This is a genomic window from Dysgonomonas sp. Marseille-P4677 (genome assembly GCF_016652235.1).
GTDB lineage: Bacteria > Bacteroidota > Bacteroidia > Bacteroidales > Dysgonomonadaceae > Dysgonomonas.
In genome coordinates this window covers 1-13685 of record NZ_JAEPKU010000118.1, presented here as the reverse complement: position 1 = coordinate 13685, position 13685 = coordinate 1, and the positions used below count along the sequence as shown (strand labels likewise).

Sequence of the window (13685 nt, the reverse complement as noted above, 5' to 3'; positions counted from 1 at the left end):
CTTTACAAGTCATAATAAAATATAATAAAATATGACTATATACTAACTGTGACTGTGTTCTAATAATACTGTCACCACTATAATAATTAACGTTGCTCACTTTTGTTTTCTAATCTCGGCTCTTTTTATTTTTCCACTAATTGTTTTCGGAAGTTCCTCCACGAATTCAATTATACGGGGATATTTATATGGGGCGGTCACATTTTTTACATGATTTTGTATTTCATGTTTTAAATGATCGTCCGCTTTATCTTTATAGTCCTGCGCCAGAACAATTGTAGCCTTCACTACCTGCCCTCTTATCTCATCGGGAACTCCAGTTATAGCACACTCAACAACAGCAGCATGTGTCATTAAAGCACTTTCTACTTCGAATGGCCCGATACGATAGCCTGAACTTTTGATAACATCGTCACTACGACCAACAAACCAGTAATATCCGTCCTCATCACGCCATGCCATATCACCTGTGTGATAAACATCGTCATAATAAACCTGATTCGTAAGATTTGCATCACGATAATAGCCCATAAACAAACCTAAAGGTCTCCATCTATCAGTTTTGATAACCACCTCTCCTACTTCACCATCTTCAACCGAACGTCCATCCAAAGCAATAAGATCCATATCATATGCCGGATTGGGAACACCCATTGCACCTGGTTTGGGCTGCATCCAAGGAAAGGTTATAATGGTAGGTGTTGTTTCAGTTTGCCCAAAAGCTTCCATCATTTTTATTCCTGTACCTTTGTAAAAAGCCTCATATACGGATGGATTTAGGGCTTCGCCTGCTGTCGTTGCATATTTAAGTGAAGACAAGTCATATTTAGTAAGATCTTCACGAATCATAAACCGGAAAACAGTAGGTGGCGCACAAAACGATGTCACTTTATAATCTTGTATAAGATGTAACATTGCTTCAGGTGTAAATTTCTCATGGTCGTAAACCATCACTGCCGCACCAGCAATCCACTGCCCGTATAGTTTTCCCCATACAGCCTTTGCCCAACCCGTATCTGCGACAGTGAGATGAAGGCTCTCTTCGTTCACATTGTGCCAATATTTAGCGGTTACAATATGACCTAAAGGATACGTAAAATCATGGATCACCATTTTGGGTTCACCAGTAGTACCTGATGTAAAGTACAACAGAGATATATCTTTATTTGTATTCACATGACCGGGACGTACAAAAGGTTTTGCATCTGCTAACCCCTGATGAAAATCAAGCCACCCATCAACTCCGCCCCCTCCGCATACAATACGGTGCTTGACACTGGGAGAATCGGCCATTGCATCATTTACATGCTGAATAACAATATTATCATCTACACACACTATTGCTTTTATATCCGCTGCGTTATTACGATATATTATATCTTTCTTTGTAAGCAGATGCGTAGCAGGAATAGCAATTGCACCTATTTTGTGTAATCCAATTATAGCAAACCAAAACTCGTAGCGGCGCTTTAATATAAGCATCACCATATCTCCTTTACCAATACCCAACGATTGAAAATAGGATGCTGCACGGTCACTCTGTTCTTTTATATCGGCAAATGTAAAATCAATATGTTCTTTGTGATCATTCGCCCAGCAGATAGCTCTTTTATTGGGATTTGTTCTTGCCCATTCATCTACAACATCGTATCCAAAGTTGAAGTTTTCGGGAATAATTACATGATAGTTATCGGCAAAATCCTTGGTAGAGACAAAGTCGATTTGTTTTAAGAATTTTTCTAACATGATTATTTTGTTAGTATATGAGTTATAACATTAATGTAAAAAGAATGATAGCCTGATTATAATACAACAACCAAAAAGCGCACTTTTTTATTATCCAACGCTTTCATACCATGCGGTAAACTTGAATCGAAATATATGCTATCACCTTCTTCCATTATCAGGTCTTTATCATTTATTTGCAACAACATACGCCCCTCTAATATCAGGTTAAACTCCTGACCGGCATGAGTACTATGGTGCATTTTCACTTCTTCATCCTTCGGCTCTACCGTCACTTCGAAAACCTCGGCCTTGCGATTATTAAAGCCACCTGCTAAAGTCTGATAATTATAATCCGCTACACGGTTTACGGCAAGACCTTTTCCTTTACGGGTAATAAAATAGCTGCTCATCCGCGGTTCATCGGCAAACATCAGAACAGATACATCCACGTTGTGCCTCGAAGCAATACCTTTAAGGACACTAATAGTCAAATCTTTTTCACCCGATTCATATTCAATATATGTAGATAGGTCGATATCGCATGAGGCTGCAAATTCTTCGGCCGACATATCCAGTGCTTCACGAAGCCCTTTCAATCTTTGCCCTATTTCTTTTACATCTAAATTCATATAATTACTTATTTTAGATTTTCTATTTTTCAACATGAGGTTTTGTCACCAATTGCTGCATAACCTTAGGCAAGGTACTTTTAAGCTCAAGCATTTGTCCGGTACCAGGATGTTTCATTATTAGTGTACGTACGTGAAGGGCTACTCGCTTAATAGGGTTACCCGAAGCACCGTATTTTTTATCACCAACAACAGGATGACCTATAGACTGCATCTGAACCCGTAATTGATTTTTTCGTTTTGTTTCCAAATCAAAATCAACTAATGAGTAACGCCCTACAGATTTAACGACATTATAATGTGTTATCGACTTCAAGCCTCCATTTTCACTTGGAGAAGACATCATTACAAAATTCTTATTCTCGGTGAGCCACGATACTATAGTACCACTTTTAGATTCAGGCTCTCCTTCTACCACTGCAGTATAGGTATACTCCTTTATTATATTATTCCAGTTTTTCTGGAACATGTCCTGCAATTCAGCACTTTTTGCAAAAATCAATAATCCCGAGGCTTCTCTATCAAGACGATGAAGAACAAAAACACGTGCATTCTTATTTTTCTTTTTCACATACTCATTAAGAACACCATATACAGTTCGTAGTTTTTCCTTATCGGTTGATACTGATAAGAAACCAGCTTCCTTGTCTACTACAATAATATCATTATCTTCAAATACAATCTTCATTCCCTTCAGCTTTTTCTCTTTGCGCGACTGATCAAATTTCATTACCGAAACCCTATCTCCGGGATTGAGCTCATGATTGTATTGAGTAACAATCTTGTCGTTTACTTTTATCTGTTTATGTGCAAGTAACGACTTTATTGCATTACGACTCTTACGTACTTCTTTTTCGATAAGGAAATCCAATAGTTCACAAGACTGAGTTATTTTCAGATCCTGAAGCGGAGTATCTCTTTTTGATGTATTTCTCATTTAAACTAAAATCTGTTTATCAAGGACAAAGGTAAGTGTTTTAAAAAACTTAGAAAGCTTTAATAGGTATTAAATAATAATAAAAAATACAGAACGGACTAAATAAGATAGTTTTTGTACATACTTAAATCTTAATAATAAGAATCGGACTTACTTCTCACAAGAGGCATGCACTCTATCAAAAATACAAATCTATTTTACTATCTTTGACATGCAACAAAAATTACAAGTATAATATTTAGCATAATTAAAATAAGTTCTTCGATAGAATGATTCAGCATTTCAGACTTATTATCAGATAAAAAACGTATGACTCACTTACCTCCTATAATCAGCGATCTAGCATTTCTTCTTATTGTTGCAGGAATTGTGACCATTATATTCAAGTGGTTGAAGCAGCCTGTAGTATTAGGATATATCATTGCCGGCTTTCTAACAGGACCACATTCCAATTTTTTCCCTAGTGTATCTAACACAGAAAGTATCAATATATGGGGAGAAATCGGGGTCATCTTCCTCCTTTTTGGCATGGGACTGGAATTTAGTTTTAAAAAGCTTATAAGTAATGGGAAAACCGGATTTATCACTCTTGTTATGATTATTATAGGCCTTGGTGTTTCAGGATATTTCCTGGGCATGTGGATGGGTTGGGGACAATCCAACAGTCTTATTCTAGGCTGTATGCTGTGTTTGTCGTCTACAACAATAATTGTAAAAGGCTTCGAAGACCCCAGATACAAAGGAAAACGTTTTACCGAGGTTGTTTTTGGCATACTAATTTTCGATGACCTATTTGCTATTTTGGTTATGGTATTCCTCGGTACAATAGCCGTAAGCCGTAATCTTGAAGGGACAGATATTTTATTTAGCTCAGGCAAGCTCTTTTTCTTCATGGTAGTGTGGGTTGTATGTGGTATATTACTCATTCCTACCTTCCTAAAGAAAGTAAAGCGTTGGCTTAACGATGAAACCTTGTTGATTATATCCTTAGGCCTATGTTTAGGAATGGTTGTATTTGCTACTGAAGTCGAATTATCTTCTGCTCTTGGAGCATTTGTTATGGGATCTATCCTTGCCGAAACCCTCGCTCTGGAGAGTATAGAAAGAGTAACAAAGCCCATAAAAGATTTTTTTGGTGCAATATTCTTTGTTTCAGTAGGAATGTTAATGGATCCTTCAATAGTAGCCAACAATTTAACAAGTATAGTCTTAATCAGCATTTTGGTATTGGTCGGGAAGATAATCTTCACAGCTCTAGGAGCACGTCTTTCGGGTGAATCAATGCTTGTTTCTACACAAGCAGGTTTTAGTATGGCGCAAGTCGGCGAATTTGCCTTTATTGTTGCAGGTACAGCTATAACATATCGTTTGGCCGACAACTTTATCTACCCTATTATCATTGCTGTTTCTATTTTAACTACCTTCACTACGCCTTACTTGATGGCGATAAGTACCAGTTCGTATAATTTTATGATGAGGAAAATACCGAAATCATGGCAAGAAAGAATTATAGAAAAAGACAAGAGATTAGCGACTCCGGCCTCCCCTAGCCTATGGAATACGTTTTTAAGAAATTATATTTTTAAGATGATTATTTTCACATCGTTGAGTATAGCCATCATTGTTCTGTCATTTAGTTTCTTATTACCATTTCTATTAAATCAGATTAACGAAACATGGGCCAATATAATTTGCCTGGTAGTAACTCTACTCACAATCTCCCTTACACTAAAAGGCTTGGTGTATAAAGGTGGGGAACAACCCTACTTAATTTCGAAATTGTGGAAAATGAATCTAAGAAATAAAGTATTTATTTCAATATTTTCTATAATAAAATACTCGCTCGCTTTTGGATTCATTTATTTTATTTTACAGGCTCTTTTAAACATTTCGGTTTGGCTGCTAATAACCATAACATTATTGCTATTTTTATTACTTTTAAAATCTAAATTCCTATTAAATTTATACTGGAAGATAGAATATCGGTTTATCCTTAACTTTAACCAAAGGGCAATAGATGAAAAACGAAAACGTTCAAAACAACAAGAAGAGATCGTCACTTTCGATTGGGATAACGAAAGCTGGATAGAACAGAATTTGTATGTCGGAAGATTTAAATTAGAAGCCTCTTCTAATTATGAAAATGTAAAACTGAAAGACACTGATTTTAGATCAAAATACGGTTTATTGATAGTCGATGTTTATCGGGATAAGAAAGAATTGTTTTTCCCAAATGGAGACTTTATTTTACAAGCAAATGATATCATTACGGTGGTAGGAAATATCATTCAGATTAATTTGCTCACAACAACTAGAAATAAAATTAAACTTTATGAAAACTCATTAAAGACAATTCATGAGTTTGCCAAAGAACAAGAACGTAATTCCAATTCTAAAATCAAATGTGTGTCACTTATGCTCGATAAAAATTCAGGTTTGCTGAGAAAAAGTCTTTTGGAATCAGAAATCGGAAAATACAAAGAATGTTTTGTTGTAGGAATTGAAAGGAGCAATGGTTATGAGATAAATCCTTCGGCATCAACAATATTTCACGAAGAAGATATAATCTGGATTATAGGCAACAAAGAGAGTGTTTCTGAAATAGTACAAGCTAACTTTCATTTTTAAAAACACAATATTTACACGAGTCACAAACACACAAATAATGTGTGTTTGTGATTTTATGTATATTACGAGAGATAATCTTACTAATTTTTATTAATTTTGCAGGCTGATTTTTTATCCGCTTATTTTAACTATTAAATATTCAAAATGAAAGCATTTGTATTTCCAGGGCAAGGTGCTCAATTTGTTGGAATGGGAAAGGACTTGTACGAAACATCTCCTGTTGCCAAAGAAATGTTTGAAAAAGCAAACGAAATTTTAGGCTTCCGTATTACAGATATGATGTTTGCCGGTACAGACGAAGATCTTCGCCAAACAAAAGTTACCCAACCCGCTATTTTCCTTCATTCAGTAATATTAGCTAAAACAATGGGAAGCGATTTCACTCCCGATATGGTTGCAGGCCACTCGTTAGGCGAATTCTCGGCCTTAGTTGCTGCAAATGCCTTATCTTTCGAAGATGGGTTGAAACTTGTATACAAGCGTGCGTTGGCCATGCAGAAGGCTTGCGAACTGAATCCGTCAACGATGGCTGCTGTACTAGCTCTACCTGATGCAAAAGTAGAAGAAATATGCGCATCTATTACTGATGAGGTAGTGGTACCTGCCAACTATAATTGTCCGGGACAAATCGTTATTTCCGGATCTGAAGCCGGAATAGAAAAGGCATGCGAACTACTTCTTGCGGCAGGTGCGAAACGTGCTCTGAAACTTAAAGTAGGAGGAGCATTCCACTCTCCATTGATGGAACCAGCGAAAGTAGAACTATCTGAAGCCATACATACAACGGTTATAAACGCTCCGATTTGTCCGGTATATCAAAATGTATCGACTAAGGGGGAAACCGATCCGGCAACCATCAAAGCTAATCTTATCGCACAATTGACAGCTCCAGTAAAATGGACTCAATCGGTAGAACATATGATAGCTGACGGGGCTATTGAATTTGTTGAACTAGGACCAGGAAATGTATTACAGGGTCTTGTGAAGAAGATAAATTCGACCGTTACAACTAGCGGCAAGCAATAAAAAACAAATAATTATATGTTTCGAATGATAGGTTGCAGAAATATTGCAACCTATCATTTATGATTTAGAACAAATAATATACTCATTATGGCATTCTTTTCCGGAAACAAACAAGCTGATGATCAGGACGAAACTGCAAAGAACATATTTCTTTTCACATTAGTTCAGAAAAATATTCTTATAACCGGTGCCAACGGGCAACTAGGCAATGAGATAAGACGCGCTTCGGCCAATCATGAAAATAACTTTCGTTTTTTCTTTACCGATGTAGCAGATCTCGATATTACCGATAGAGAGGCCATTGATAGTTTCGTAAAAGAAAACCATATACAATACATCATTAACTGCGCAGCATATACAGCCGTCGACAAAGCTGAAGACGATATAGAGCTTTGCTATAGAATTAATAGGGACGCCACCATAAATCTAGGGATAGCAGCAACAAATAACGGAGCCAAAATAATACATGTCTCAACTGATTATGTATATGATGGCTCAGCATCTGAACCTTATTTAGAAACAGACTCCGTCAACCCACAATCGGTGTACGGTAAATCGAAACTCGAAGGAGAAATCGGATTGCTGAATGCCTGTCCCGAAAGTATTGTTATCCGTACAGCATGGTTATATTCAATATTTGGAAACAACTTTGTAAAGACGATGATTAAATACGGAAAAGAACGTGAATCCTTAAATGTAGTCGCCGACCAAACAGGAACACCCACAAACGCTGCCGATCTGGCTCAAGCAATTATCAAGATACTTGATTTTAGCGAAGCCAACAGGTTTGAGCCGGGAATATATCACTACTCCAACGAAGGAGCAACAACTTGGTATGATTTCACTCGTGCTATCCATAAAGATGCGGGGATTACCACCTGCCAAGTAAATCCAATCACTACAGATCAATATCCAACAAAGGCCGTCAGACCCAAATATAGCGTATTAGACAAAACAAAAATAAAGACAACCTTCAACCTATCTATCCCCAAATGGGAGGACAGTTTAAACATTTGCATCAAAGAATTGTTTACTAGTATATAAAAGAATTGTTTACTAGTATATAAATATACAATCTACTTCAATATTCAAAATGAAAAAGATTTTTCTTTTCAGCTTTACTCTTACTGTCATTTTTATTTCTTGTCAGAATAAACAATCCAACAGTTTTGTTTTCAACAATCGATTAGATTCGATACATATCAGCATAAACGACACTATGCTTAGTAATAATTTCGGAAATATAGATTTCGAAAGGCTTCCTCGCCTCACGATGGCTGAATACAAGAATCTACAACTGGATAAGGTCACGGGATTACAAGGATATGATACAACATACTTGTCGATGGGCCGAACGCTACTATTAAATGACAATGGCAAAATAATAACTATACAAGTTATTACCGATGGAGAGATAGCCGAATACCTCATAAGTTATGACAAGAGTGGCAATCTTATGGATAATCTCATTGTTGCATATGAAGATATGGTTGAATATTACAGTCGGATATCTACACAAATAAGCTCGGATCAAATAACGGTTCAAACAATCAATTTCAGTTATTCCGATAAAGATGACAATCCGATAGAAAGTTCCGACACTGCAATAACAAAATATCAAATCACTCCCGAGTATAAATTCATACTTAACTAAAGAGTGTTTTTGAATAAAAAAGGAGCAGAGACTAAAAGAAATGTCTCTGCTTTTTTTAATACTAACAACATAAAAAACTTTATAATGGCCATGATACTAATTCTTGATTCCATTCAAAGATTGAGAAGCGTTTATCAGCTTTTTTTACTACTTTTGCACCTTTAGGTTTTATACCTATTTGTTTTTAGAGAAACAACTTATAGAGATACATTGTTTCTTTAAAACACATGGTTTAAATACGTTCTATTACTTATTACGAAAAAAAAATAAATGAGCGAATTAATAAAAGAAATTAATAAAAGACGAACATTTGCTATTATCAGCCACCCCGATGCTGGAAAAACAACGCTTACCGAAAAACTTTTGTTATTTGGGGGAGCAATACATGTTGCGGGAGCTGTAAAATCGAACAAGATAAAAAAGACAGCCACATCGGACTGGATGGAAATAGAAAAACAACGCGGAATATCCGTTGCTACATCCGTTATGGGATTCGAGTATGATGGCTATAAAATAAACATTCTGGATACTCCAGGTCACCAAGATTTTGCGGAAGATACTTATCGCACGCTTACTGCTGTCGATAGTGTAATTATAGTGGTAGACTCAGCAAAAGGCGTTGAGACACAAACGCGTAAACTTATGGAAGTTTGTCGTATGCGTCATACCCCTGTAATGATATTCATCAATAAAATGGATAGAGATGGCCGTGACCCATTCGAATTATTAGACGAATTGGAAGAAGAACTGCAAATAAAAGTGCGGCCTTTAAGTTGGCCCATCGATAGTGGACAGCGGTTTAAAGGAGTTTACAATATCTATCAGGAAAAATTAGATTTATATACACCTAGCAAACAGACTGTAACGCAATCAATTGAATTTAAAGACATAAACAGTTCTGATCTGGAAAAACATATAGGTGAGACTTTGGCTTCCAAGCTGAGGGATGACATTGAACTAATCGATGGAGTATATTCTGAACTTGATCTTAATCAATATCTGAAAGGACAAGTAGCCCCTGTATTTTTTGGATCAGCCTTAAATAACTTCGGTGTAAAAGAATTACTCGACTGTTTTGTCAAAATAGCCCCTTCTCCACGTCCGATAGAGGCAATCGAAAGAGAAGTTAAACCTGAAGAAAATGCTTTCACGGGTTTTATATTTAAGATTCATGCTAATATGGATCCAAATCACCGCTCTTGTATCGCTTTTGTAAAAATATGCTCAGGTAAGTTTGAGCGTAATATCAATTATAAACATGTTCGATTAAATCGTCAACTCAAATTTTCTTCTCCTACAGCTTTTATGGCCCAGAAGAAGGAAACTGTAGATGAAGCCTACGCCGGAGATATAGTAGGGTTACCTGACACAGGTAACTTCAAAATCGGGGACACATTGACATCAGGAGAAGACCTACATTTCAAAGGTTTACCAAGTTTTTCACCCGAGATGTTTAAATATATTGAGAATGCCGATCCGATGAAATCTAAACAGTTGCAAAAAGGTATAGACCAATTGATGGATGAAGGTGTAGCTCAATTATTTACAAATCAGTTTAATGGAAGAAAAATTATTGGTACTGTGGGGCAGCTTCAGTTTGAAGTAATACAATACCGATTATTGCACGAATATGGGGCTCAATGTAGATGGGAAGCAATCAATCTATATAAAGCTTGCTGGATAGAAAGTGACAATAAGGATCAATTAAATGATTTTAAAAAGCGAAAAGCGCAATATATGGCTGTAGACAAAGAGGGACGGGATGTATTCTTAGCTGATTCTAATTATGTTTTAATGATGGCCCAGCAAGACTTTAAAGATATCCGGTTCCACTTTACTTCTGAATTTTAGCATATGACAAAAATAAAATTGGTTATAAATGAGGAATACCGCCAACTGGAGGATTTCATAACTGCACTCCCTCAAACGTTTTTACAAATGGGAGAAGTTATATATTCGGGGAGGAATATAATAAAAACGTTCTATGTAGACGGTATTAAACTGAATGTTAAATCTTTCAAAAAACCTATATTTATAAACCAAATTGCATATTCAATATTCAGGAAATCGAAAGCGAAACGCTCTTATTTATATGCATTTAAACTTAAAGAAAGAGGATTGTACACACCCGATCCGATATCTTATATGGAATTGAGACAATATAATCTGCTAAAATACAGTTTATATATATCAGTACACAAAGAGTTTGATGGTATGATGAGAGAATTGCACAGTGGAGGTATACAAGGACGTGAAGAATTGCTTCGCCAATTTGCCTTATATACAGCAGAATTACACGAAAAACAAGTACTGCATCTGGATTATTCATCTGGAAATATATTGTATAAAAAGAATGGAGATAAATACACATTCTATCTTGTCGATCTAAATAGAATGACCTTTGACAAACCCATAGATATAAACACCGCCTGTTTCAATTTCAGACGGCTATGGGGTAGCGATGAAATGATAACCCTCATCGTAAAAGAGTACGCCAAAGCGCGTAATTTAGATGAGAAAACATGTCTAAGAAAAACATTTGAATATCGTAAAAAATTTTGGGATGTATATACCAAACAGCATCCTGGTACACTACCCTACATGGGCTAAATAATACAACCGACTACTATGAGAATTGGATTTGATGCTAAACGAGCCGTGTCGAATTTTACAGGATTAGGAAATTACAGTCGATTTGTAATTTCCAATCTAATGAAATACTACCCTGACAATATTTATAAATTGTTTATACCAAAACTCCCAAATGAGAGTAAGGAAAAAGAGACTGAAATACATAAAAACGAAAAAATATATTCGATAAAACACACTCATAAACCATTCTGGAGAACTATGGGTATTGTCAAAAATATAAGAGAAGAAAATATAGATATATATCATGGGTTGAGCAATGAGCTACCATATAGAATAAATCATACAGGAGTAAAAAGTGTGGTAACTATTCATGATCTTATATTTCTAAACTATCCAAGTTTTTATAAATTAATAGACAGAATAATATATGATCTGAAAGCAAAATATGCGTGCAAAGTAGCTGACAAAATCATAGCAGTAAGTGAGTGTACAAAAAGAGATATTATAAGACATTATAAGATAGATCCTTCGAAGATAGAGGTTGTATATCAAGGTTGCTTCCCTATATTCAAAGAAAAAGCTGACGAGGCTAAGAAGAAAGAAGTAAAGAGAAACTACAATCTTCCCGACGAATATCTATTATCTGTAGGCAGTATTGAAGAACGAAAAAATATACTACTGATTGTCAAATCTCTGAAAAACATACCCAATATCCACTTTATTGCGATCGGAAAGCAGAAGGAATATGCTGAAAGGGTTATGCACTATGCTGTAGAAAACGGTTTATCAGACAGAGTGCATTTCATTAGCAATGTTCCACTAACAGATTTACCTGCAATACTACAGTCTGCAAAACTATTCATATATCCATCTCTTTATGAGGGATTTGGAATACCCATTATTGAGGCTCTCAGTTCAGGTGTTCCTGTCATAGGTGCTACAGGTTCCTGCCTTGAAGAGTCGGGAGGACCTCATTCTGTATATGTAGATCCTTATAATGACCTAGAATTAGCAGAACAGATAAAACGTTTACTTGATGACGATCAGGCTCGGGAAACAATGGTAACCGAAGGGCTAAAGTATGTAAAACGCTTCTCTGATGAGGAATGTACTAAAGAGTTGATGAAGGTGTATAAGAAAATAATGGAGAATTAATATAAGATAAACATGACTAAAATTGCTATAGTTATTTCAAGATATGGTAGGGAAATTAACGGAGGGGCAGAACTACATGCGCGCCAACTAGCTGAACATCTACATAAAATATATGATGTCACTGTACTTACAACCTGTGAAAATGATGATAGTCTTATTCGCAATACATATTATCCAAGTGGGGAAACATTTATAAATAATATAAAGGTCATTAGATTTGAATCAAAGCGAAAGGATCAAAGCAGAGCCGGAAAATTATTTCGATACCTACATAAAAACAGAATATATAAAAATACAAAGTTTGAGTTAACTAATTTCTTTCAACTGGTTCTTAAAAAAATAAGATATCAATATAAAAATAATTACAACCAAATATTTGAAAAATGGATAGGCATGCAAGGTCCTATAAGCAATGACTTAATCCAATACATAAAAGAGAATAAAAATGAATATTGTATTTTTATATTTTTTATGCATTTCCAATATATAGTATATGCCGGGATACAGGAAGTTCCCGAAAAAAGTATTCTTGTTCCTATTGCACACGATGTTCCCTCTCTTTATTTTAGAGGTTTTGACAAAGTTTTTTCTTCGCCTGCTTTCATTATGTATAATTCTATTATAGAAAAAGAGTGGGTAGAAGCAGCACACCCCTCCGCTAAAAATACAAAATCAGACATTGCTGGTGTAGGGCGTGATAAACCAATAGTAAATCCTTTACTTATAAATAAACTGCCAGAGATCAATTTTCCTTTCTTTATATATATTGGACGAATTCAGAAAAATAAAGGTTGCGATATAATGATTGATTATTTTAAATATTACAAACAGTGTTATAAAAATAACTCTAAGCTAGTCTTGATTGGTAAAAATTTCATGAGTGAGACCGATCCCTCAGAAGACATAATATATACAGGGTTTATAAGTGAACAAGAAAAATTATTCTATCTGCAAAATGCTATTTCACTTATTATACCATCTCCTTACGAAAGTCTTTCAGCTGTTACACTTGAAGCTATGATTATAGGTAAGCCTGTGTTGGCTAATGGTCATTGTGATATACTCAAAAAGCATATCGATCTCAGTAATGCCGGCTATAACTTTTACAATAAAGATCAGTTTTGCGAATCGCTAGATAAGCTACTTAATATGAGTGATAAAGAAAAGGAAACAATAGCTAATAATGGAATCTCTTATGTTGAAAAAAATTATGAATGGAAGAGTATTATAGACAAATATTTAAAAGTGATAGAAGAGATAAGTTGATTGGAATGCCTTCTATTTTGATACATAAAAAATTTACAAATATTTATTAAGCCCATTTTCGCAATAAACG

The 13685-nt window shown here is 35.4% G+C and carries 11 protein-coding genes; 8 read left to right on the top strand and 3 right to left on the bottom strand.

The window, feature by feature from the left end; all coding sequences use genetic code 11:
• Positions 1 to 96 precede the first annotated feature (96 nt).
• From JGH11_RS15835 to JGH11_RS15825, 3 genes are read right to left on the bottom strand one after another with little or no spacing between them, the layout of a single operon-like run.
• Complete coding sequence (locus JGH11_RS15835) at positions 97 to 1746, bottom strand: AMP-binding protein (protein ID WP_201113423.1); 1650 nt, start codon at positions 1744 to 1746, stop codon at positions 97 to 99.
• Between the two features lie 56 nt (positions 1747 to 1802).
• A complete protein-coding gene (locus JGH11_RS15830) occupies positions 1803 to 2357 on the bottom strand; it encodes a helix-turn-helix domain-containing protein (protein WP_201113421.1) in 555 nt (184 codons plus the stop codon).
• Positions 2358 to 2379: 22 nt separating this feature from the next.
• A complete protein-coding gene (locus tag JGH11_RS15825; protein ID WP_201113419.1) occupies positions 2380 to 3294 on the bottom strand; it encodes an RluA family pseudouridine synthase in 915 nt (304 codons plus the stop codon).
• A 309-nt stretch (positions 3295 to 3603) separates the two neighbouring features.
• On the opposite strand from JGH11_RS15825, the gene JGH11_RS15820 reads away from it, so the two are divergent.
• The 8 genes from JGH11_RS15820 to JGH11_RS15785 all read left to right on the top strand — a co-directional run bounded on the left by JGH11_RS15820 (position 3604) and on the right by JGH11_RS15785 (position 13615).
• Positions 3604 to 5922: a cation:proton antiporter gene (locus JGH11_RS15820; protein WP_201113417.1), complete on the top strand. Its 2319-nt coding sequence runs from the start codon at positions 3604 to 3606 to the stop codon at positions 5920 to 5922.
• Positions 5923 to 6066: 144 nt separating this feature from the next.
• Positions 6067 to 6948: an ACP S-malonyltransferase gene (gene fabD, locus JGH11_RS15815; protein WP_201113415.1), complete on the top strand. Its 882-nt coding sequence runs from the start codon at positions 6067 to 6069 to the stop codon at positions 6946 to 6948.
• An 87-nt stretch (positions 6949 to 7035) separates the two neighbouring features.
• Complete coding sequence (gene rfbD, locus JGH11_RS15810) at positions 7036 to 7992, top strand: dTDP-4-dehydrorhamnose reductase (protein ID WP_201113413.1); 957 nt, start codon at positions 7036 to 7038, stop codon at positions 7990 to 7992.
• A 49-nt stretch (positions 7993 to 8041) separates the two neighbouring features.
• Positions 8042 to 8602 (top strand): hypothetical protein, encoded by a 561-nt coding sequence (locus JGH11_RS15805; protein ID WP_201113411.1) that lies wholly within the window; start codon positions 8042 to 8044, stop codon positions 8600 to 8602.
• A 270-nt stretch (positions 8603 to 8872) separates the two neighbouring features.
• Positions 8873 to 10453: a peptide chain release factor 3 gene (locus tag JGH11_RS15800; RefSeq protein ID WP_201113409.1), complete on the top strand. Its 1581-nt coding sequence runs from the start codon at positions 8873 to 8875 to the stop codon at positions 10451 to 10453.
• A 3-nt stretch (positions 10454 to 10456) separates the two neighbouring features.
• Positions 10457 to 11212: a lipopolysaccharide kinase InaA family protein gene (locus JGH11_RS15795; protein ID WP_236264037.1), complete on the top strand. Its 756-nt coding sequence runs from the start codon at positions 10457 to 10459 to the stop codon at positions 11210 to 11212.
• Between the two features lie 18 nt (positions 11213 to 11230).
• The gene (locus tag JGH11_RS15790; protein WP_201113407.1) at positions 11231 to 12349 is read left to right on the top strand and encodes a glycosyltransferase family 1 protein; all 1119 of its coding nucleotides are present in this window, start codon (positions 11231 to 11233) and stop codon (positions 12347 to 12349) included.
• Positions 12350 to 12361: 12 nt separating this feature from the next.
• A complete protein-coding gene (locus JGH11_RS15785; protein WP_201113405.1) occupies positions 12362 to 13615 on the top strand; it encodes a glycosyltransferase family 4 protein in 1254 nt (417 codons plus the stop codon).
• Positions 13616 to 13685: the final 70 nt, after the last annotated feature.